19 protein-coding genes are annotated in these 20,685 nt (G+C 63.3%); 5 read left to right on the forward strand and 14 right to left on the reverse strand.

The window, feature by feature from the left end; all coding sequences use genetic code 11:
- Positions 1–10: 10 nt before the first annotated feature.
- The 3 genes from AC07FD_RS13310 to AC07FD_RS13320 all read right to left on the reverse strand — a co-directional run bounded on the left by AC07FD_RS13310 (position 11) and on the right by AC07FD_RS13320 (position 2,550).
- Positions 11–1,183 (reverse strand): CaiB/BaiF CoA transferase family protein, encoded by a 1,173-nt coding sequence (locus tag AC07FD_RS13310; RefSeq protein WP_478350247.1) that lies wholly within the window; start codon positions 1,181–1,183, stop codon positions 11–13.
- A 6-nt stretch (positions 1,184–1,189) separates the two neighbouring features.
- A complete protein-coding gene (locus AC07FD_RS13315) occupies positions 1,190–1,951 on the reverse strand; it encodes a 3-hydroxyacyl-CoA dehydrogenase (RefSeq protein ID WP_095090789.1) in 762 nt (253 codons plus the stop codon).
- A gap of 62 nt (positions 1,952–2,013) precedes the next feature.
- The gene (locus AC07FD_RS13320; RefSeq protein WP_478350248.1) at positions 2,014–2,550 is read right to left on the reverse strand and encodes a GNAT family N-acetyltransferase; all 537 of its coding nucleotides are present in this window, start codon (positions 2,548–2,550) and stop codon (positions 2,014–2,016) included.
- A gap of 270 nt (positions 2,551–2,820) precedes the next feature.
- On the opposite strand from AC07FD_RS13320, the gene AC07FD_RS13325 reads away from it, so the two are divergent.
- Positions 2,821–3,810, forward strand: coding sequence for a glutathione S-transferase family protein (locus tag AC07FD_RS13325; RefSeq protein WP_478350249.1), 990 nt, complete (start codon positions 2,821–2,823; stop codon positions 3,808–3,810).
- 1 nt (position 3,811) lies between these two features.
- Here AC07FD_RS13325 and AC07FD_RS13330 read toward each other — a convergent pair whose 3' ends face one another.
- The gene (locus AC07FD_RS13330) at positions 3,812–4,309 is read right to left on the reverse strand and encodes an NUDIX domain-containing protein (protein WP_478350250.1); all 498 of its coding nucleotides are present in this window, start codon (positions 4,307–4,309) and stop codon (positions 3,812–3,814) included.
- A 52-nt stretch (positions 4,310–4,361) separates the two neighbouring features.
- Between AC07FD_RS13330 and AC07FD_RS13335 the strand changes: the two genes are divergently transcribed.
- The gene (locus AC07FD_RS13335; protein ID WP_478350251.1) at positions 4,362–5,291 is read left to right on the forward strand and encodes a metallophosphoesterase family protein; all 930 of its coding nucleotides are present in this window, start codon (positions 4,362–4,364) and stop codon (positions 5,289–5,291) included.
- Here AC07FD_RS13335 and AC07FD_RS13340 read toward each other — a convergent pair.
- From AC07FD_RS13340 to leuA, 4 genes are all read right to left on the reverse strand, one after another.
- Complete coding sequence (locus AC07FD_RS13340; RefSeq protein WP_478350252.1) at positions 5,275–5,892, reverse strand: hypothetical protein; 618 nt, start codon at positions 5,890–5,892, stop codon at positions 5,275–5,277. The two genes, AC07FD_RS13335 and AC07FD_RS13340, sit on opposite strands and share 17 nt — an antisense overlap.
- A gap of 116 nt (positions 5,893–6,008) precedes the next feature.
- A complete protein-coding gene (locus AC07FD_RS13345) occupies positions 6,009–6,812 on the reverse strand; it encodes an alpha/beta fold hydrolase (RefSeq protein ID WP_478350253.1) in 804 nt (267 codons plus the stop codon).
- Positions 6,813–6,959: 147 nt separating this feature from the next.
- Entirely contained in the window at positions 6,960–8,726 is a 1,767-nt protein-coding gene (locus tag AC07FD_RS13350; RefSeq protein WP_478350254.1) for a tetratricopeptide repeat protein, read from the reverse strand.
- A gap of 184 nt (positions 8,727–8,910) precedes the next feature.
- Entirely contained in the window at positions 8,911–10,671 is a 1,761-nt protein-coding gene (leuA, locus tag AC07FD_RS13355) for a 2-isopropylmalate synthase (protein ID WP_478350255.1), read from the reverse strand.
- Positions 10,672–11,096: 425 nt separating this feature from the next.
- Between leuA and AC07FD_RS13360 the strand changes: the two genes are divergently transcribed.
- Together AC07FD_RS13360 and AC07FD_RS13365 are read left to right on the forward strand one after the other, a co-directional pair.
- Positions 11,097–12,263: an ATP-grasp domain-containing protein gene (locus tag AC07FD_RS13360; protein WP_478350256.1), complete on the forward strand. Its 1,167-nt coding sequence runs from the start codon at positions 11,097–11,099 to the stop codon at positions 12,261–12,263.
- A gap of 4 nt (positions 12,264–12,267) precedes the next feature.
- A complete protein-coding gene (locus AC07FD_RS13365) occupies positions 12,268–13,044 on the forward strand; it encodes an esterase family protein (protein WP_478350257.1) in 777 nt (258 codons plus the stop codon).
- A 225-nt stretch (positions 13,045–13,269) separates the two neighbouring features.
- Here AC07FD_RS13365 and AC07FD_RS13370 read toward each other — a convergent pair whose 3' ends face one another.
- The 4 genes from AC07FD_RS13370 to AC07FD_RS13385 all read right to left on the reverse strand — a co-directional run bounded on the left by AC07FD_RS13370 (position 13,270) and on the right by AC07FD_RS13385 (position 16,081).
- Complete coding sequence (locus AC07FD_RS13370; protein WP_478350258.1) at positions 13,270–14,352, reverse strand: AbrB family transcriptional regulator; 1,083 nt, start codon at positions 14,350–14,352, stop codon at positions 13,270–13,272.
- A gap of 70 nt (positions 14,353–14,422) precedes the next feature.
- On the reverse strand, positions 14,423–14,737 hold the full coding sequence (locus tag AC07FD_RS13375; RefSeq protein ID WP_478350259.1) for a putative quinol monooxygenase: 315 nt from the start codon (positions 14,735–14,737) through the stop codon (positions 14,423–14,425).
- Positions 14,738–14,799: 62 nt separating this feature from the next.
- Complete coding sequence (locus AC07FD_RS13380; RefSeq protein WP_478350260.1) at positions 14,800–15,582, reverse strand: SDR family NAD(P)-dependent oxidoreductase; 783 nt, start codon at positions 15,580–15,582, stop codon at positions 14,800–14,802.
- A 61-nt stretch (positions 15,583–15,643) separates the two neighbouring features.
- Positions 15,644–16,081, reverse strand: a complete 438-nt coding sequence (locus AC07FD_RS13385) for a DsrE family protein (protein ID WP_478350261.1) — start codon at positions 16,079–16,081, stop codon at positions 15,644–15,646.
- 101 nt (positions 16,082–16,182) lie between these two features.
- Here AC07FD_RS13385 and AC07FD_RS13390 point away from each other — a divergent pair, with 101 nt between their 5' ends.
- Positions 16,183–17,295: a hypothetical protein gene (locus AC07FD_RS13390; protein WP_478350262.1), complete on the forward strand. Its 1,113-nt coding sequence runs from the start codon at positions 16,183–16,185 to the stop codon at positions 17,293–17,295.
- A 7-nt stretch (positions 17,296–17,302) separates the two neighbouring features.
- Here AC07FD_RS13390 and AC07FD_RS13395 read toward each other — a convergent pair whose 3' ends face one another.
- Both AC07FD_RS13395 and AC07FD_RS13400 read right to left on the reverse strand, forming a co-directional pair.
- Entirely contained in the window at positions 17,303–18,250 is a 948-nt protein-coding gene (locus AC07FD_RS13395; RefSeq protein WP_478350263.1) for a cation diffusion facilitator family transporter, read from the reverse strand.
- A 5-nt stretch (positions 18,251–18,255) separates the two neighbouring features.
- Complete coding sequence (locus AC07FD_RS13400; protein ID WP_478350264.1) at positions 18,256–20,445, reverse strand: anthranilate synthase; 2,190 nt, start codon at positions 20,443–20,445, stop codon at positions 18,256–18,258.
- Between the last annotated feature and the right edge of the window lie 240 nt (positions 20,446–20,685).

The following is a 20,685-nucleotide window of genomic DNA, read 5'->3' on the forward strand; positions in this document are numbered from 1 at the left end:
CCTTCTCCGCTTATCTGTCAAAAAAACCGGATTTGACAAGGTCGTCAATCTCGTTTTTCGAGAATCCGAAACGTGCAAGCGCCGTCGACGGGACGAGATCGTTGTCGGCGGGCTTGGTCGCAACTGTCGGCCGCGAGCCGGAGAAACGCGGCGCCGGGGCCGGGCGCTCAAATCCACCCGCCGCTACAAAGGCATTGCGCGCCCGATTGTGTGGGTGATGCTTCGCCTCCTGCAGCGACAGGACGGGGGCAACGCAGGCATCGGTTTCGGCAAACAGCCGGTCCCAGTCGTCACGCGATTTCTGCCGGACCCGCTCGGCAATGGCCGCGCGCATCGGCGGCCACAGTGCCTTGTCGTACTGGCCGCGTACAAAGCGCTCGTCGAGCGGCAGCAGACTGGCGAATTCGGCGAAGAATTGCGGCTCAAGGCAGCCGATGGCGACATGGCGTCCGTCTGATGTCTCATAGGTGTCGTAGAAAGGGGCGCCGGAATCGAGCAGGTTCGCGCCGCGCCTGTCGCTCCACAAGCCGGCCGCCATGAGCGCATGCAGGGGTACCGCCAGCATCGAGGCGCCTTCGACCATCGCGGCGTCGATGACCTCGCCCTTGCCCGTGCGCGAACGTTGGAAAAGGGCGGCCAGCACGCCGGCGACCAGCATCATGGCGCCGCCAGCATAGTCGGCGATCAGGTTCAGCGGCGGGACGGGACGGCCGCCGGCGTGGCCAACTGCGTGCAGCAGGCCCGAATAGGCAAGGTAGGTGATGTCGTGGCCGGCGCGGCCTGCGAGCGGCCCGTCCTGGCCGAAGCCGCTCATGCGGCCGTAGATCAGCGCCGGATTGCGCGCCAGCACCGCTTCCGGGCCGAGCGCCAGCCGCTCCATGACACCGGGGCGAAACCCTTCGAGCAACATGTCCACCTTTTCGGCAAGGCGCAGCATCAGATCGGTGCCTTCCCGGCGTTTCAGGTCGAGGCGCAGGATGGCGCGGCCGTGACGGTCGATGTTGTATTCATCCGACATCGACGGGAGAGGCCGGCTCGCCCCCGCCCGTTCGACGCGCAGAACTTCGGCGCCCATCTCCGACAGCATCAGGCCGGCCAGCGGCACGGGACCAAGCCCGGCCATCTCGATCACCTTCAGTCCGGCGAGCGGACCGGTCTTCCCGGCTGACAGACCGGCGCTCATGACCGGCTATTTCGGCGCCATGCGAATGGCGCCGTCGAGACGAATGGTCTCGCCATTCAACATCTGGTTCTCGATGATGTGCAGGGCAAGCGCCGCATATTCGGATGGCTCGCCCAAACGGGACGGGAAGGGCACGGCGGCGCCCAGCGAATCCTGCACGTCCTGCGGCATGCCGGCCATCATCGGCGTCTTGAAGATGCCGGGCGCGATGGTGCAGACGCGGATGCCGGAACGGGCGAGATCGCGCGCCACCGGCAATGTCATGCCGACGACGCCGCCCTTGGAGGCTGCATAGGCGGCCTGGCCGATCTGGCCGTCATAGGCGGCGACCGAGGCGGTGTTGACGATGACGCCACGCTCGCCGCCTTGCAGCGGATCGAGCTTCGCGGCACGGTCGGCGACGAGGCGGATCATGTTGAACGTGCCGATCAGATTGACCTCGATCACCTTGCGGTATTGATCGAGCGGATGCGGGCCATCCTTGCCGATCGTCTTCACGCCGATGGCGATGCCGGCGCAATTGACCAGGATACGCGGCTCGCCAAGCTTGGCCGCGACCTCGGCAAGAGCGGCAGTCCCACTATCGGCGTTGCTGACGTCGCACTGGACGGCAATACCGCCGATCTCGGCCGCGACCTTCGCCGCGCGATCGATACCGACATCGAAGATGGCGACGCGCGCGCCCTTGGCGGCCAACGCGCGCGCCGTTGCCTCGCCAAGACCGGAGCCGCCGCCGGTAATGATCGCGATCTGGCCATTCGGGTTCATGCCGACATCCTTTTAATCTCAGGGACAGTGGGACGGATCAGGCGCCAGATCGGCGGGGAAGGTCAAGCCATCGCTGCTATATGGTCGCCAACCCTGGCCTGATCGGCGTGGCAGACCTCGCCCGAAAGCCTGGCGACCGCGCCCGGCGCGATCTCATGCGACAGCAGCCGGTCAAGATCGACGGGGCGCGGCATCGATATCTGGCCGCGCGGAATGCGCTTGAAACCGAGCGGTCCGTAGTAGGGCTCGTCACCAACCAGCATCACGGCGGGCGCGCCGGCCTTGGCGGCCGCCTCCAGCGCGATCGCAACCAGCCGACGGCCGATGCCGAGGTTCTTGAAGGCTGGCCGCACCGCAAGCGGCCCAAGCATCAATGCGCGGCCGGCACCGGCGGCGATGCGGGTCATGCGCACCGAGGCGACGACGAGGTCGCCGTCGACGGCGACGAACGACAGCGAGCGTTCGTGCCCGCCAGCCTCGCGGATCTTGTAGGCGGCCAGCACGAAGCGGCCGGGTCCGAAGGCTTCGTCGTTGATGGCTTCGATCTGGAGGTCATGCGCCGGGGTTTCCAGCAGGTATTTCACGTCGGCAAGGCTCATGGTCTTTGCGTTCCGATAGGGAGGAAAGGTTTGCTGCAAACGGCAGCATTCGCCAGTCAGCGCTTCATCAAGCGCGGGCGCCCTTTCGTCGTCGGTCAAACCGGATCAAAGCAAAGTCGAACATGCGGATTGTCCGCTAGCATCAATTCCCTGCCGCTGCAATCGGCGGCTTGATGGTCCACCCGACCGCTTGACGGTCTGTTCAGCACCAGGTGATTCCACGGCGTGGCTTCGTGCCCTACATGGGAAGCAAGCAGGAAAGGACATGCGATGGGATTGCTGGTCGAAGGCAAATGGCAGGACCGCTGGTATGACACCAAGGACAGCGGAGGCAAGTTCGTGCGGACGCAATCGCAGTGGCGCGACTGGATCACTCGCGATGGGACGCCGCCTGCGGGCCGCAGCCGCGGTTTCAAGGCGGAGCCCGGCCGCTATCATCTCCATGTCTCGCTCGCTTGCCCATGGGCGCACCGGACGCTGATCTTTCGCGCGCTGAAGAAGCTGGAAGGCATCATTTCGGTGTCTGTGGTGCATCATTTCATGGGCGCCGATGGCTGGACGTTCGTGGAGCAGGATGGTGCGACCGGCGACACGCTCTACGGCCTCGATTTCCTGCACCAGATCTACACCAAGGCCGATCCTGCCTATTCCGGCCGCGTGACGGTGCCGGTGCTATGGGACAAGAAGGAGCAGACCATTGTCTCCAACGAATCCTCCGAGATCATCCGGATGCTGAATTCGGCGTTTGACGAATGGGGCGATGCCAGCCTCGATTTCTACCCCAAGGCGCTGCGCGGCGAGATCGATGCGATCAACGCGCTGGTCTATCCGGCCGTCAACAACGGCGTCTATCGCGCCGGCTTCGCCACCACGCAAGGCGCCTATGAGGAAGCGTTCGGCGAGCTGTTCGCGGCACTCGACACGTTGGAAGACCGCCTCTCAAGGCAACGTTATCTGGTGGGCGATCGCATCACCGAAGCCGACTGGCGGCTGTTCACCACGCTGGTGCGCTTCGACCCGGTCTATGTCGGCCATTTCAAATGCAATCTGCGCCGCATCGCCGACTACCCGAACCTGTCCAACTATCTGCGCGACCTCTATCAGGTGACGGGCGTCGCCGGGACCGTGAACCTCAATCACATCAAGGCGCATTATTACGGCAGCCACGAGACGATCAACCCGACGCGGATCGTGCCGGTAGGGCCGGAACTGGACTATGACGCGCGGCATGACCGGGGACGGTTTAAGAAGGCGGCGTGATCTACCAGTAGGGCGATGGTTGCTCGCCGCCAAAAACCTCGGCGATCCGCCGTAGCGTGGCTGGTGTCGTGCCTTCCGGCAAACGGTCCAGGGGAAAGAAGCCGGACTCGGCGATCTCGTGGTCCGGCAGCTTCGGCGCCGTCTGGCTGAAATGCTCGATCAGATAGAAACCGACATGATCGCGCCGGCTGGCGCGACGGTTGAAATGCATCGACCTCAGCGCCGGCGATGACGTCAGTGTGATGTTGCCTTCCTCGGCCAGTTCGCGCGCCAGTGCCTCACCAAGCGTCTCGCCAACTTCGACGCCGCCGCCAGGAAGCTGCCAGCCCGGCACATAGGTGTGGCGAATGAGGAAGACGGAATTGGATGCCGTGTCGTGGACCAGACCGCGCACGCCGAGCGTCATCGGCCGCCGCAACACGAAATAGAGATGGAACAAGCGGGCCCGGAGGCCCGCCCAACCGGTCTGACGGAAGGTCTTCTCCGGATCAGTCTCCATCAGGTGCGAAACCGTGGTGGAAAGCGGGGGGCGCGTCGCATATGAAGGAAGTATGTTCAGGCTCGCGCATATTTCCGATGTCCATCTGGGGCCGCTCCCCGATGTATCCTATCGCGATCTCGCCTCCAAGCGCGTGCTCGGCTACGTCAACTGGCAGCGCAACCGCCGCCGCCATATGCATGATGCCGTCATCGACGCGATCGTCGCCGACATCAAGGCGAACACGCCTGACCACCTCGCCGTCACCGGTGACCTGGTCAATCTGGCGCTCGACGGCGAGATCGAGATGGCCAGGCACTGGCTGGAGACGCTGGGATTGCCGCAGGATGTCTCGGTCGTTCCTGGAAACCACGATGCCTATGTGCCCGGCGCCTTCGACAAGGTCTGCCGGTCCTGGGCGACCTGGATGAGTGGCGACGGTGTCAACACGCCGGTCGACCGCAACGCATTCCCCTATCTGCGCGTGCGCGGCGATGTCGCGCTGATCGGCATCTCGACAGCGCGTGCCACGGCGCCGTTCATGGCCAATGGCTTCTTCATGGAGGGTCAGGCGAAACGGCTTGGCAAGCTGCTCGACGCCACGGCCGGGCAAGGGCTGTTTCGTGCGATCATGATCCATCATCCGCCGGTGCGCGGCGCCGTCTCGCAGCACAAGCGGCTGTTCGGCATTGCCCGCTTCCACAAGATCATTCGCCGCCATGGCGCCGAACTTGTCCTGCACGGCCATTCGCATCTGCCGTCGCTGTTCTTCATCGGCAACCGGGGCGCCAAGGTTCCGGTGGTCGGCGTCGCCGCCGCCGGCCAGGCGCCGGGCGGCAAGCACCCGGCGGCGCAGTACAACCTGTTCGACATTGATGGCGAAAAGGGCAATTGGCGGATTCGGCTGACACGGCGCGGCCTGACCGGGCCGTCCATACCGCCATCCGATCTGCAGACGCTGGAGCTTGGCGCGGAGGCCGGTGCGGCTATGGCCGCACGTTGAGAACCATGGCCACGATGCGGTCCCACAACAGGATGACCGACACCACAAGTCCGACCAGAGCGCCGGCGGCGACCAGGCCAAGGCCGGACAGAAACGCCGACCAGGCCTTGCTGCGCGTCTTCGAGCGCAGTGGCGGTTCGGCTTCCGACACATCGGCGCGTGTCAAGCCGGCGAAGGCCGGCTCGACCCCGCCTTCCATCATCTTCTGGCGCTCGACGATCCGCTCGGCAACATAGCGCGTCACCTGATCAGCAACGGGCTTCATGTCGGTCGATTCGGCAAGCACCACCCGGCCGATGCGGGTGTCCCTGAGAAAGCGATAGGTGCGGCGATCGCGCCCCATGGCGACATGGCTGACGGCATCGATCCACAGGCGTGGCTGCAAGCCGGACGAGACGACAAAGTCGAAATTGTCCATGTCGGCGGGAACATCGGCAAAAACCGGCGCCAGTTCGGCAGCAAGCAGATCGAGGCGCATGCGATGGGCTTCTCGCATGTCGACGACGACGTCGTCGCGGTCGGCGAAGGCATTCTTCACATCACGGACGGCATCCGAGAGTTTCCTTGACTGATCGATGGTCTTCTCGCCTGCGTCCTTCATCGGCGTTCGCCTCGCGGGTTTGGTTAACACGGGGTTAACACAGCCGCCGGTAAAATGCACTGGCGAGAGCAACGGGATCGAGGCGCGTTCATCAGGTGGCTGTGCGCGAAAAAAGGTCAACTGGCAGCAGCGGCGAATCTCTGGCGCTGCGGCCTAGCGCGCCGGTTGGTGTTGCGGCGAATGATCTCGGCGACGAGGTCGGGTGCTTCCTCGGCCAGCATATGGCCGACCTCCAGCACATGGTGGACATGAAAATGCGCAGGCAGATCATCCGCCTGGGTAAAGGGCAACACTGCGTCGTCGGTTCCCCACGCCACCATCACCGGCATGTTCAATCCGTCGAGACGATCGTGCGGGATGACGCCCTGCCGATCGTCCATGGTCATGGCGGTGGCGATCTCGACCAGCTTCGGCACTTGGCCTGGACGTCCGCGCATTCGGCAAAGCAAGTCCATGATACGCTTCTGGGGCGGGCTGTGGGGGCCGGACATGGCGGCAAGGCAGGCGCGGATCTCGGACCGGTCCGCAGCGCCGCCATAGCGGCGCAACAACGGTCCATTGATCTCGGGGCCAAGGCCGCCCGGCGCCAGAAGCGTCAGCGAGGCGACTTTTCCAGGCTCGGCCAGCGCCATCAGTATTGCCACCGCACCGCCCATCGAGTGGCCCACGAGATGAACACGCTTCAGCCTGCGTTCCGAGAGATCGGCGAGCACGGCCCTAGCCGCGACCTTGGCCGGACCGGCTCCGGGAAAATCGAGCGACAGCCCATGCCCCGGCAGATCATAGGCCAGCGTGCGCGTGGCAGACGCCAGGGAAGAAATCACCTCGCGCCAGACATCGTGGCAGCCGCCGAAACCATGCAGCAGGACGATGGCCTTCGAGCCAACACCCTGTTGGGCGACAAAAAGCGATGCGGTCATGAAAGCTGATTTTTTTTGTTATTGCAGGATGCGCGACACCAACTGTGGCTGAATTGCTCCCAGTCTAGCGTGATGACCAGTAAAATCTTCGCGATTTGCCCGGTTGCGGACAGTCCCGGCGCGCCTAATCTGTGGATGTCGATTGTGTCAGCTTGCGTTACCGAGCCCTGCGGCGCGCAGAGCCTGGACCAGCCGGTCGGTCAGGTCGGCCGGATATTTCCGCTCGACGAAGGTCGCGCGCGGATCGGCGGCAAATTTAGGGAACTGGGTGTTCAGTTCGCCCAGCAGCGTGCTGACCAGATGGTCCTGTCCGGCAGCCTTCGCACCGATCAACCGCGCCGCAAGATAGTGCGATTTCGTTGCCGTCGTTCTCAGTGCCATGCTGGCCGCGACCGCCTTGTTCGTGTTGCCGAGCATGAATTCGCCGACGAACAGCCCGTAGTCCCACCATGTCGAGTGGCCGCTGAAGGTCTCCGCCGCATGGGCCAGGATCGGCGTTCCCTCCGCGTATCGACCGGCGAAGATCAGCCCGTAGCCGTAGGCAGCAGCCATGCCGAGATCGTAGGGATTGAGTTCATAGGCCTTGCGCATCCAGCGGATCGCTTCGTCCGTATTGCCGAGACGCGAACTGACATAGCCGTAGGAGCGATGCGCATAAGGGCTGGTCGGCCCCATCTGGACGCCGCGATGGGCAAACTCCACGGCCTTTTCAATCGTTGCATTGGGCGGATAGGCGTAGTGATCGGAGACCGCCTCGAGTTGCAGAGACGCCAGTTCCGAATAGACCAGCGAGGACTTTGTTCCGCCATTGGCCAATTTTTCGAGGCAGCGATAGGCAGCTTCATGGGTTCTGGCGTTCTGGTCGAGATAATATTTGTCGTTGAGCAGCAGGCATTGCGTCAGGCCGTTTGGTGCGCCGGTCTGCTCGATATAGTTGTAGATCGTGCCCGAGGCGGGAAGCGCCGAACTCAGCATGTCGGCGATACGGTCTTCGACCACGGTCGGTGCGCTGTCGGCAGGGGTCAGATTGCGCGAAAGAAGCACCCGTCCGGACGCCACGCTTTGCAGTTCGATCGTGATATCGCCTGCGTTCGGTCCAGGCAGGATGTCGAATATGAAGCTGGTGGCATCGTCGGCCGGATCGGAGGCTGTGTCGCGGCCGATGAAATCGATCGTATCGAAGCCGCTCAGACCGGCGCGCAGCGAGGCGGCGACGCGGCTGGCATCGGCGCCTTCGGCCTTGAGGTCGATATAGACCAGCGGCAGGGCGTCGGTCGTTGCCGACGGCGCGATGCTGCTGGTTGCGCCGGCGGTCTCGAGGGTCGCCGACATGTCACCGCCACCGGTCAGCAAGGCGCTGCTGCCCTGACGAAGGATCAGCAGGCCCAGCATGGCGATGACCAGGGCGATCGCCATCCAGAAGAAGCGGAGTTGGCGCACCACCGAGGGGGTGGGCTTCGCGAAAGCCGGCGACACCGCATCCGGCATACCCGTGCTGGCGTCGTTGGCCCGATCGGCGGACGTGGCGCTATCCAGCCTGAGTTCGGGGACAGCCACAGCCGGCAGCCGGATCGCATTCAGTTCATAGGCAGGGACATAGCCGCCTCGCGGAATGGCGATGCGGACCGGCTCGGCAACGCCCTCATTGGCAAAATAATGCTGCAGAAGCTCGCGCAGCCTGCCCGCCTGAACCCGCACCACGGCGTCGGTGGACGGATCGAAATCGCCGTCCTTGCCGAAAACATCCATGGCGATGGAGAAGCCCTTGAGCCTGTCGGCTTCGCCGGCTTGTTCGCGTTCGACAAGGTAACGGAGCAACTTGCGCGCGCGTTCAGATCGCCCGAACGTCTGGCTGGCAAGAAGTCGCTCCAGTGTTTCGCGCACTGCGGGGGCGGCAGGCGTGGCATGCTGCAAGTGTCGATCCTCTCGAAGTCGGCACAGGTTGAGGCGCGATCATATAGTTCCCGCACCGCCACACAAGTATGCACCCATTATGCGATCACGTACCTCACCGGATAATTCTTGGGTGGTTAATGATGCGAAGGGTCGGAACCGATCACCGAATGGGGAGGGTTCCGACCTTCGTTCTGGTCGCGCGTCAACCGGCCTTTTTGACGACGATGCGGTTCGCCGCCGACATCACCGCTTCCAGCGACGCGGCGACGATGTTGGTGTTGATGCCGGCGCCGAACAGCTTGCCATCAGGATGTTCCATCTCGACATAGGAGATGGCTGAGGCGTTCGAGCCGCGTTGCATCGAGTGCTCGGAATAATCGAGCACCGACATCTCGATGCCGAGATGACGCGACAGTGCATCGACGAAGCCGTCGATTGGACCGGTTCCGGTGCCAGTAATCGTCACCTCCTTGCCGTTGTCGACGATGACCGCCTCGACGACGCGACGGCCCTTGGTCTCGGTGCTGGGATAGGTGTGGTGGTCGAGGAATTTCAGGCGCGCGCCCGGCTGGTCGACATAGGTCTCGAGAAAGCGCTCGTAGATGCGCGTGACCGGCACTTCCTTGCCCTCGGCATCGGTGATCGCCTGGATTTCCTGGCTGAACTCGATTTGCAGATTGCGCGGCAGGTTGAGGCCGTAGTCGGCCTGCAGCACATAGGCGATGCCGCCTTTGCCCGACTGCGAGTTGATGCGGATGATTGCTTCGTAGCTGCGGCCGACATCGGCCGGATCGATCGGCAGATAGGGCACTTCCCACAGGCTCGTGTTGGCCTTCTTCAGCGCCTTCATGCCCTTGTTGATGGCATCCTGGTGCGAGCCGGAAAAGGCAGTGTAGACGAGCTCGCCGACATAGGGATGGCGCTCGGGAATCTTCAACTGGTTCGAATACTCATAGACATCCTTCATCCGGTTGATGTCGGAGCAGTCGATCCCCGGATCGACACCTTGCGTGTACATGTTGAGCGCCAGCGTGACGATGTCGACATTGCCGGTGCGCTCGCCATTGCCGAACAGCGTGCCTTCGACGCGGTCGGCGCCGGCCATCAGGCCGAGCTCGGTGGTGGCGATGCCGGTGCCGCGGTCATTGTGCGGATGCAGCGAGACCAGCAGGTTCTCGCGGTTGTCGAGGTTGCGGCACATCCATTCGATGCGGTCGGCGTAGATGTTGGGAGTCGACATTTCGACCGTCGACGGCAGGTTGATGATCAGCTTGTTGTCGGGTGTCGGCCTGACGATCTCGGTGACGGCGTTGCAGATCTCCAGCGCCACTTCGAGTTCGGTGCCGGTAAAGCTCTCCGGCGAATATTCGAAGCGGTAGCCGCCGCCGGCCTTGGCCGCCATGTCGGTGATCATCTTGGCGGCGTCGGTGGCGATGCGCTTGATGCCGCCGACGTCCTTTTCGAAGACGACGCGGCGCTGCAACTCGCTGGTCGAGTTGTAGAAATGGACGATCGGGTTGGTGGCGCCCTTGAGCGCCTCGAAGGTGCGGGTGATCAGTTCGGGCCGGCACTGCACCAGCACCTGCAGCGAGACATCGGCGGGTACGTTGCCTTCCTCGATGCACCAGCGGGCGAAGTCGAAATCGGTCTGCGAGGCCGACGGGAAGCCGATCTCGATCTCCTTGAAGCCCATGTCAAGGAGCAGGCCGAACATGCGCGCCTTGCGCTCATGGCCCATCGGATCGATCAGCGCCTGGTTGCCGTCGCGCAGGTCGACCGAGCACCAGATCGGCGCCTTGTCGATGACTTTCGAGGGCCAGGTGCGGTCGGTGAGGCCTACTGTGGGGTAGGGTTGATATTTGCGCGCCGCGTCCGGCATGCCCCGGGCTGCCTCGGGCGTGCCCTTTGCCGCATCCTTGCCGGCTACCGCGGCATCGGGGCGGATTTCTTCTCGTGCGTTCATCGTCGTTTCTCCCGGCGGCTCACGGATCCACCCTCAGATGGATGGCGAGCGGCGCCTTTACCAGAATTTCGTTCGCTTGATATGACGTGCCAATTTTGTGACTGGCCAAGGAGCGTGCGCTTGCGCGGCGGTTCGACCGCCGGGCGCTCCTTCAGCGAACCCGGCGATCGCCGATAAGGCCGAGAAGAAGCAGGGTCGAAGCCAGCGCGCGCACGGTCTCGCCGGAAAAACCGGTCGGACGGGAAGCGTTGGTGGCGCGCGTGTTCATGGCGGTTCTCATACAGGAGCGGCTTGTGGGAGGCAAGTGGGGCCGCAGGGTGTGCGGGTTCTGGTGGATACCATCCCAACATGAGTGCTCTTCCCCAGGCGCCGCAAATGCGCCAGACTTGGCCTTGCCGGGGCTACTTTTCGGCAGGGGGTCATTTATGAATTTCGTGTTTTTCTCGCCGCATTTTCCCGTCAATGGCGCGGATTTCTGCGACCGGTTGAAGAAGGCCGGGGCCAGGGTGCTGGGTATCGGCGACGCATCTTATGAGGCACTCGACGGCAAGCTGAAGGCGGCGCTCAGCGAATATTACCGTGTTGCCGACATGGAGGATTACGATCCGGTGTTCCGGGCTATGGGGCATTTCATCCACAAATGGGGCCGTATCGACCGTTTTGAATCACTCAACGAACACTGGCTGGAGCTGGAAGCCAACATCCGCACCGACTTCAACATCTACGGCACCAAGCTCGATTTCGTGAAGAATTTGAAGCGCAAGAGCCGCATGCGCGCCTTCTTCCGCAAGAGCGGCGTCGACACCATCGCGCAACGCAAATGCTCCGACCGGGCCGGCGCCATGACCTTCATCCGCCGCGTCGGCTATCCGGTGGTGGTCAAGCCCGACAGCGGCTCTGGCGCCTCGAACACCTTCAAGATTTCCAACACTGGCGAGCTCGACCAGTTCTTCAGGGACAAGCCCGAGGATGTGACCTTCGTCATGGAGCAGTTCATCGAGGGGCTGGTGGTGACTTTCGACGGGCTGGTCAACCGCGATGGCGAGGTGGTGCTGGCCGCCAGCCACCGCTACGACCAGAGCGTCATGGAAGTGGTCAACAAGGATCGCCACATGAGCTACACCTGTTTTCCCCGGATCAGCTCTGCGGTCGAGGAGGCCGGCCGCATGATCCTGAAGGCGTTCGACGTGCGCGAGCGCTTCTTCCACATCGAGCTGTTCGAGACCAAGGATGACCGCGTCATCGCGCTGGAGGTCAACATGCGTCCCCCTGGCGCCTGGATGACCGATGCGATCAACTACACGTTCGACATCGATGTCTATGCTGCCTGGGCCGACATGGTGGTCAAAGATGCCGCCGGCGGCCCCTATGAGGGCAAGTATTTCACCGCCTATGCCAGCCGCAAGCGGCGCCTCAGCTATTTGCACAGCCATGAGGACGTGCTAGCCGCCCATCGCGACAAGATCGTCCACCATCAGGCCATCGAAGAGGTTTTCAGCCGCGCCATGGGAAATTACGCCTACCAGATGCGCTCGAAGGACGAAGCGGCGCTGCGCGAAGCGGTCGCCTACATCCACGCGGAAAAGGCGTGAGGCGATGGACGTTTCCTATCACAAGACTTTCGCCCGCAATCTCGGCCGCGACATGGAATACAAGCGCTACGGCCATGCCGGCCGGCCGGTGGTGGTGTTCCCGACCTCGCAAGGGCGGTTCTACCAGTTCGAGGATTCCGGCGGGGTGGGGGCACTGGCCGAGTTTATCGACACCGGCCGCATCCAGCTGTTCACGGTCGACGGCATCGATTCGGAATCCTTCTTCGACAAGCATGCCGACGCCGCACATCGCATCGGCCGGCACGAGGCCTATTTCCGCTATGTGCGCGAGGAGGCGCTGCCGGAATTCCTGTCCACGGCCGCGCAGGCCAATGGCGGGCGCAAGCTGAAGCCGCTGTTCACAGGCTGTTCGATGGGCGGCTACCACTCGTCAAACTTCGTGTTCCGCTTTCCCGAACTCGCCAGCGGCGTCATCTCGCTCTCGGGCGTCTATTCGGCCCGCGACTTCTTCGGCAAGGCGCTTGAAGGCGACATCTTCTACAACTCGCCGCTCGACTTTCTGCCCGGCATTGTCGATCCCAAACTGCTTGCCCGCCTGAAGGCGCTCAGGCTGATCTTCTGCTGCGGACAGGGCGCCTGGGAGGAACGGATGTTGGTCGAGACGCGCAAGCTGGAACAGATCCTGCGCGACAGGTCCATTCCCGCCTGGGTCGACTATTGGGGCGGCGACGTCAGCCATGACTGGCCGTGGTGGCACAAGCAACTGGTCTATTTCTTCGGCCGCTGGCTGGACGAGGACCTGATGCACAGGCTCGATTAAGGTGCATGGAGATTCAGGTGATGCCGGCCTGGAAACGATCGTCTTCTGCGCTTCCGGCGCGCGACCATCTTGTCAATTCAGGAGAGGCCGCTTTGCCTGGAGCGGATCATCGCTTCACGGGAATATAGAACCGCTCTATCTCTTTGTTTTAACGTAATTCCTCAAGGCAAAGCGCTAGGCGCTTTCCCTGCGAAAACCGTTTCACGCTTTCCTGGAATTGCGCTATTACCTGACGCTTCTCGCCACCAGCCGCGCCACGCTCGGGCCGACCAGCAGCACGATCAGGAAGCGCGCCGATTGCAGCGCCATGACGAAGGAGATGTCGACGTTCTGTGCGGCGGCGGCAATGATGGCGATACTGTCCATGCCGCCGGGGCTGGTCGCCAGGTAGGCGGTCAAAGGGTCGATGCCCAAGAGATGGCTGATCATGAAGGCAAGGCCGCCGCAAAAGGCGATCAACGCCATGATCGAGGCGATGATCTGCGGCAAGGCACGCGTCGCATGGCGCAGGATCGGCCGGGTGAAGTTCAGGCCGATCGACCAGCCGACCATCGCATAGCTGACCGCCAGCAGCCATTGCGGCAATTGCATCTCCACGCCAAGGCCGAGATGGATCACGGTGCCAAAGATGAAGGTGCCGAGAAAGAAGGGCGAAGGCAGCCGGCAAAGCTTTCCCGCCAGGCCGCCGACAAGCGCGATGCCGATGGTGGCAGCGAAGGCTTGCGGATCGATCGGCGGAAACCAGATGATGGGCGGGATTTCGACCCCCGACGTGTCGACCCACATCTTTGCAACGAGGGCCGCCGTCATCGAGACGAAGATGACGCGCAGATATTGCATGAACGCGACGAGCCGCTGGTCGGCGCCGAAGGCACCGGCCATCAGCACCATGGCGGTGGCGGCGCCCGGCGAGGAGCCCCAGACGGCGGTGGTGCCGGGCAGGATGCGCCAGCGGCTGATCAGCCAGCCGAGCAGGCTGGAGGCCGTGACGGTAGCCACCACGACGCCGAGAAACAGCGGCCATTCCTGATAGAAGACCGGAAAGATGTCGGCCGAGATAGAGCTGGCGACGAGGCAGCCGACAATCGCCTGGGCGGCGCCGAACATAAGACGCGGCACGCGCACCGTGGCGCCATTGGTGCCGGCGACAATGGCCGCCAGCATCGGTCCGATCAGCAGGGCGGCCGGCAGGGCGGCGAGCTCCAGCGCGCCGGCAAACAGGGCGGAGACGGTCAGGATCGCCAGCCATTGCCAAGCCTTGCGCATTCGCGCCATGCGCTCGACAACGGGCTGGTCTGGGGAATCCATGTCTTGGTCTTAGACTCGAAGCGGGGCGATGCGAACCCCGCTACGCCGAAAAAGGATGCCTCGCGTGAGCTTAGGCTTTTTTGCCGTCGCCCAGGCCGAAGCCGCCGACAGGGTGGGTTTCGACCTGGAATTCAAAGCCGGCGATGAACGGCCGCGCCTTGGCGATCGCCGCCTGGACTTCGGGAAGCTGCAGCGAGGCTTTGTGGCTTTCGGCGTCGGTCCACACTTCGGTGACCCAGATCGCATCGGCATCCGCGGGGTCGCGGGCAATGATGTAGCTCAGGCAACCCGGCAGGGCGCCGGTGCTGGTGCTGGCGCGCAGGACCTCCATGACCGCGTCACGCTGGCCGCGCGATGCCCGCATCTTGCCGATCAGTCCATACATTCCTTTGTCTCCCTTCGAGGTTTTCGACAAGATATGCAGATCGTCAGTATGCAGATAGCCGGTCAAGGCATCAACTGGCCGCCATTCACCTCGATCACCTGGCCGGTGATGTAGCCGCTCAGAAGGTCGGAAGAGAGGAACAGGTAGGCGCCGACGCAGTCTTGCGCGGTGCCGGCACGCCCCTGTGGAATGGTGGCGACCATGCCCTTTATCTGCTCGTCGGTCGAATAGCGCTCGTGGAACGGCGTGAGAATTGTGCCGGGCGCCACCGCGTTGACGCGGACGCCGAAGCCGATCAGTTCCTTGGCCATGCCGCGCGTCACGTTGGAGACGAAGGCCTTGGCCGAACCGTAGAGGCCGGCGCCGCCGCCGGCGCCGTTGCGCGCGGCGATCGACGAGGTGTTGACGATGAAGCCGCCCTGTTTCTTCAGCCACGGGATCGCCTTGCGCGAGGCGGTCAGCACGGAACGCGCATTGAGGTCCATCACCGCGTCGTAGTGCGCCTCGGTCTGCTCGGCATAGGGCACGCGGCCGAGCATGCCGCCGGCATTGTTGACCAGCCCGTCGAGGCGGCCGAAATGCTGCGCGCTGTCCTCGACGACGCGCTCGACATCGGCGGGAACCGAGAAATCGCCCTGGACGAGGACCACCTCGCCGCCCCTGTCGGCAATGGTCTTGGCCAGAGCCTCGGCGGCGTCGCGGCTCGAATTGTAATGCAGCGCTACGCGGCATTTCTGCGCGGCGTAGGCCGACGCCAGGGCTGCGCCTATGCCGGTCGATGCACCGGTGACCAGTACCGTCTTGCCGGCGAGATCGGGAATGCTGAGTGTGGTGGTGGCTGGCACGCGTGTCCTCCGGGATTTCTGCCGGTCCTTCGTAGGCCTTTGGTGCCCGGATGTTCAAGCCTCACGGGCGCAGATAGGCGTACCCCTGGCCCTGCAGTTCCGCGAGTTTGACGACGCCACCCTTGTCGGCGGCGTGGAAACCGTCGAGCAGGTCGGTCAAAGAAATATCCATGCCTTGCATGGTGTTGGCGCAGGCATGCGGATTGAGCCCCTGCTGCACCAGGCTGGCGAAGCGGCCGGAAATCGCGGCCGATATTCCTTTGGACTTGAAGGCGGCAACGGCTGGACCATGCACGACCAGCACGATGTCGACATTGCCGCCGGTGCCGTCATAGTGGTTCTTGATGTTGCCCAGAACGAAACTGACCTTGTCGAGATCGCTGAGATGATAGACGACCTTCTGCCTGGCGGGCTCCGTGGCGGCTGCCCGCACCACCCGCAGGCCAAGAAACGTCCCGGTTCCGGCAAGAACCGCGCGGAACATATCGCGCCGGCGCATCGCATTCTCCTCCGCTTGACGGCTCACCGCAAAATGCATGGCTGCGGCCGCAATACTAGCATAAATTGACGTTACGTCCTGTCGATGCGAGGAGAGGTCACATGGCATCTTGGAAATGGGCGTTTGGGGAATGGAAGACAATTGCCGGCGCCGGGTTTGGCGCCGCGCTGCTTGCCGCGCTTGCCGGCTCTGCATTGGCCGATGACGCACTCAAGCTCACCGAACTCAGCCCCAACGGTGCCGACGCCTGTTTCGGCCGCGTCTATGACGCAGCACACCTCAAGGCGCATCCGAAGCAGAAGGTGGCGCGGATCTTCTTCTACTACGGCCATGATCCGGTCAGCCGGCCGAACGAGGAGCCGGCCGCGAATTCCGATTCGTCCTACAACGCCTTCGTCACCACCACAGTTCGCGGCGCCAAGGCGCCGGAATGGGCCGGCGGCTGGTGCAATCACGAGTCCGAGGACGGCAAATCAGGCCCGATCCATTGCGGCATGGATTGCGACCGCACCCTGGCCTCGCTGAAAGTCGATGACAAAGGAAGCCTGATCCTCACCGACGTGCAGTCCGATATCTATCTCGATGCCGGGTCGGAAGAGGAATTGGGTGCAGCGGAATACGACAGGCAGGCGCTGGGCAAGGAGGATGACAATTTCCGCCTCGACCCGATGCCGGCCGCGACCTGCAAGGCGGAGTTCGCGCGCATCGATCCGATCGACCCGGCGCTCGGGCCGCCGCTGCGCGAACGGCTGAAGCCGGACCAGGCCTTCTGCTATGGGCGCGACTATGACGCGTCGCACCTGGCCTCGCACCCCGATCAGTTGACGCAGTCGATCCGGGTTTTCCGTAGCTCGGTGGAGCTGGCGTCTTTTGCTTCGGGAGGCGACGCAGCCAACTGGCCCGATGGCGCCGACATTGCCGTCACCGTCACCACGCGGCAGAAATCGGCCAAGGCAACGCAGACCTATTCCTGCCAGGGCGAGGCCGACCAGTGGCGGTGCGCGGCAAGTTCGAAGATGAGCGATTTTTCCTGCGACATCGCGCAGAAGGAGATTTTCCTCAAGCGCGGCGCCAACGGCACGATGATGCTGGCCAATCCCAACAGCAGCCTGGCGATCGTCGATCTGTGTTCGAAGGCCGCCGACGGCAAAACGAAATCCGATGACAAGGTCTACCGGCTGCAGCCGATGCCGCAATCCGCCTGCGCGCCGTGAGCTGACCTCAGGCGAACGGCACGGCAGTCGTGCCCTTCGGCAGCTTGGCTTCGTCGTCGGGCTCGACATGGATGGTAACGCGCACCGAGGGGATTTCGGCCTTCAGCGCGTCCTCGATACGGTCGCAGATGACATGGCTTGCGCCGACCGACATGTCGGCGTCGACGACGAGATGGAACTCGATGAAGGTGGCGCGGCCGGCGATGCGCGTCTTGAGGTCATGCACCTCCAGCGCGCCCTTGCAGTTGGCCGAGATGACGTCGCGGATGCGCATGTGCGCCTGCGTGTCGACGGCACGGTCCATCAGGCCGTTCATCGACGAGCCGATGACGTGCCAGCCCTGCCACAGGATGTTCAGCGCCACGATGACGGCCAGTGCCGGGTCGAGGATATGCCAGCCGGTGAGGATCGCCCCGACCAGGCCGCCGAAGACGCCGATCGAGGTCACCACATCGGTCATGATGTGATTGCCGTCGGCAACCAGCGCAGGCGATTTTTCGGCCCTGCCGGCGCGGATCAGCGTCCAGGCCCAGAAGGCATTGATCACCGTCGCGATGCCATTGACCGCTAGGCCGTTCCAGGGCTTTTCCATGGGCGCCGGCGCCTGCCAGGCGCGCCAGACCTCGTTGAGGATCAAAAGCGCGGCGAGAACGATCAGCACGCCTTCGAGCACAGCCGAGAAATACTCGGCCTTGTGGTGGCCGAAGGGATGGTCCTGGTCGGCAGGCTTGTAGCTGACCTGGATCGCCCAGAAGGCGGCCATCGAGGCGATGACGTTGACGATCGATTCCAGCGCGTCCGAATAGAGCGCCACCGAGCCGGTGATGTACCAGGCGACGAGCTTCAGGCCGAGCACGATTGCGGCAATGATGATCGACCAGAACGCAAGGTTGGCGACCTTGCGCTTCGCCGCGGCCTTGGCCGCGATCGCCATCGTGTTCTCGGTTTCGGCCATGGTCGTCAGGCGGCCTTTTCCTTGGCCTTGCGCGGCAGGTGGGCAACGATGTTCTCGATGATCCGCATGCCGGCATTGTGGCCGAGTGTCATGATCGATTCCGGGTGGAACTGCACCGCGGCGATCGGTTCCTTGCGATGTTCGAAGGCCATGATGACGCCGTCCTCGGTCTCGGCCGTGACGATGAAATCATCGGGCAGGCGCACCGGATCGGCGAAGATCGAGTGATAGCGGCCGACGGTGACTTCCTTGGGCAGGCCGGAGAAGATGATGCCCGGTTTCGAGACACGGATGCGCGACGGCTTGCCGTGCATCGGCACATGCAGTTGCCTGAGCTCGCCACCATAGGCCTCCGCCAGTGCCTGCAGGCCAAGGCAGACGCCGAAAATCGGCAACTCACGGGCGCGAGCTTTCTTGATGGTGGCGGCACAATCAAAATCCTTCGGCGTGCCGGGGCCGGGCGACAGCACGACGAGGTCGGGCTTCAGCCGGTCGAAGACTTCCTCCGGCACCGGCGTGCGTACGGTCGAGACGTTGGCCCCGGTCTGGCGGAAATAATTGGCCAGCGTGTGGACGAAGCTGTCCTCGTGGTCGACGAGCAGGATGTTGACGCCGTCGCCGACGCGGGCGGTGGTGCGTTCGGTGCTGGCGGAATTGCCTGTCTTGGCGTCGCGGATGGCGGAGAGCATGGCGGATGCCTTCAGTTCGGTTTCGGCTTCTTCTTCTTCGGGAATGCTATCGAAGAGCAAAGTGGCGCCGGCGCGGACCTCGGCAATGCCGTCCTTGATGCGGATGGTGCGAAGGGTGAGGCCGGTGTTCATGTCGCCGTTGAAATTGACCATGCCGATCGCGCCGCCATACCAGGCGCGCGGGCTCTTCTCGTTCTGCTCGATGAAGCGCATGGCCCACAGTTTCGGCGCGCCGGTGACGGTGACCGCCCAGGCATGCGACAGGAAGGCGTCGAAGGCATCCATGCCTTCGCGCAGCCGCCCCTCGATGTGATCCACGGTGTGGATCAGGCGCGAATACATCTCGATCTGGCGGCGGCCGATGACGCGCACCGAACCCGGCTCGCAGACCCGCGACTTGTCGTTGCGGTCGACGTCCGAGCACATTGTGAGCTCGGATTCGTCCTTCTTGGAGTTGAGCAGCTTCAGGATCTGCTCAGAGTCCGAAATGGCGTCGTCGCCGCGCTTGATGGTGCCGGAAATCGGGCAGGTCTCGACCCGGCGGCCGTTGACGCGCACGAACATTTCCGGCGAGGCGCCGATCAGATATTCGCCTTCGCCCAGATTGATGAAGAAGGAATAGGGCGAGGGGTTGATCGACTTTAGCTTGCGCGAAATCTCGGACGGCTGCGTCTCGCAGCGCTCATAGAACATCTGGCCGGGCACGACCTCGAACAGATCGCCGCGCTTGAACGAATCCATGGCCTTGCGAACCAGATTGGCGTATTCGCCAGGCTCATGGTCGCCGCGTGGCGGGATGCGGTCGGCGGTCTTGAACGGCTCGGCGATTTCATCGCGCGGCAGGCCTTCCGTCGAAAACCCGTCGCCCGAATAGTCGTAGCGGTCGGTCCAGGCCTTGGCCGAGTAATGGTCGACGACCAGGATCTCGTCGGGCAGGAACAGGACGAGGTCGCGCTGGCTCTGCTTGCGCTCGAGCTTGTAGTCGACCGGGTCGAACTGGAAGGCGAGGTCGTAGCCGAAGGCGCCGTAGAGGCCGAGATTGGCGTCTTCCTCGGTCTTGAACAGAGCGGTGATGGCGCGCAGTACGGTGAACACCGAGGGGACGCGGCAGCGCTCCTCCTCGGTGAAGACACGGCCGGGTTTGGCGACGTCGAGGCGGATCAGTTTCTTCGAGTTCTCGGCGATGGTGACATCGGCCAGGCTGCCCAGCGTCTTGCCGATGACCGGCAACAGCACCTCGCCACGACCGTTCAGCGCCTCGATGCGGACAGTGCGGCCGCGCGCCGAAATGACAAGCGGGGGATCGATGATGGCGGTGTCCCAGCGCGTGTAGCGGCCGGGATATTCGTAATTCGAGGAAAACACCGCGCCGCGGCGCGCATTCAGCCCATCGACGTAAGCGTCGATGGCGCCCGCATAGGGCTGGTCGTGGCGCTCGCGGGTGATGGTGATGCCACCCGCGGTCACGAAACTTTCCGCCCCGTTTTCCAGAACCTTCATCGTCATTGCCGTCTCCATCAGCTTCTTGGGGCAACGGACCCGGGAATGGCTTGAAAAAACAAATGGCCGCCCGGACATTCCGTTGCGGCCACCCTCTATTTTCACGCGCACGCGTTCGAACAGGCCGCTGTCAGCAGGCCCACCACCAAATGGTCTTGGTCGAACGCATGTTCATGGCGAAATCCATAGCTGCGAAAAACCGGATGCGCAACAGGTTTGAAAATTCTGCTCGGTGGCCGCCGCTTC

The organism is Mesorhizobium waitakense, from assembly GCF_056431085.1.

Coding starts and splice junctions, on each gene's coding strand:
- AC07FD_RS13310 (WP_478350247.1), bottom strand. CDS start 1,183: ATGAGCGCCGGTCTGTCAGCCGGGAAGACCGGTCCGCTCGCCGGACTG.
- AC07FD_RS13315 (WP_095090789.1), bottom strand. CDS start 1,951: ATGAACCCGAATGGCCAGATCGCGATCATTACCGGCGGCGGCTCCGGT.
- AC07FD_RS13320 (WP_478350248.1), bottom strand. CDS start 2,550: ATGAGCCTTGCCGACGTGAAATACCTGCTGGAAACCCCGGCGCATGAC.
- AC07FD_RS13325 (WP_478350249.1), top strand. CDS start 2,821: ATGGGATTGCTGGTCGAAGGCAAATGGCAGGACCGCTGGTATGACACC.
- AC07FD_RS13330 (WP_478350250.1), bottom strand. CDS start 4,309: ATGGAGACTGATCCGGAGAAGACCTTCCGTCAGACCGGTTGGGCGGGC.
- AC07FD_RS13335 (WP_478350251.1), top strand. CDS start 4,362: ATGTTCAGGCTCGCGCATATTTCCGATGTCCATCTGGGGCCGCTCCCC.
- AC07FD_RS13340 (WP_478350252.1), bottom strand. CDS start 5,892: ATGAAGGACGCAGGCGAGAAGACCATCGATCAGTCAAGGAAACTCTCG.
- AC07FD_RS13345 (WP_478350253.1), bottom strand. CDS start 6,812: ATGACCGCATCGCTTTTTGTCGCCCAACAGGGTGTTGGCTCGAAGGCC.
- leuA (WP_478350255.1), bottom strand. CDS start 10,671: ATGAACGCACGAGAAGAAATCCGCCCCGATGCCGCGGTAGCCGGCAAG.
- AC07FD_RS13360 (WP_478350256.1), top strand. CDS start 11,097: ATGAATTTCGTGTTTTTCTCGCCGCATTTTCCCGTCAATGGCGCGGAT.
- AC07FD_RS13365 (WP_478350257.1), top strand. CDS start 12,268: ATGGACGTTTCCTATCACAAGACTTTCGCCCGCAATCTCGGCCGCGAC.
- AC07FD_RS13370 (WP_478350258.1), bottom strand. CDS start 14,352: ATGGATTCCCCAGACCAGCCCGTTGTCGAGCGCATGGCGCGAATGCGC.
- AC07FD_RS13375 (WP_478350259.1), bottom strand. CDS start 14,737: ATGTATGGACTGATCGGCAAGATGCGGGCATCGCGCGGCCAGCGTGAC.
- AC07FD_RS13385 (WP_478350261.1), bottom strand. CDS start 16,081: ATGCGCCGGCGCGATATGTTCCGCGCGGTTCTTGCCGGAACCGGGACG.
- AC07FD_RS13390 (WP_478350262.1), top strand. CDS start 16,183: ATGGCATCTTGGAAATGGGCGTTTGGGGAATGGAAGACAATTGCCGGC.
- AC07FD_RS13395 (WP_478350263.1), bottom strand. CDS start 18,250: ATGGCCGAAACCGAGAACACGATGGCGATCGCGGCCAAGGCCGCGGCG.
- AC07FD_RS13400 (WP_478350264.1), bottom strand. CDS start 20,445: ATGACGATGAAGGTTCTGGAAAACGGGGCGGAAAGTTTCGTGACCGCG.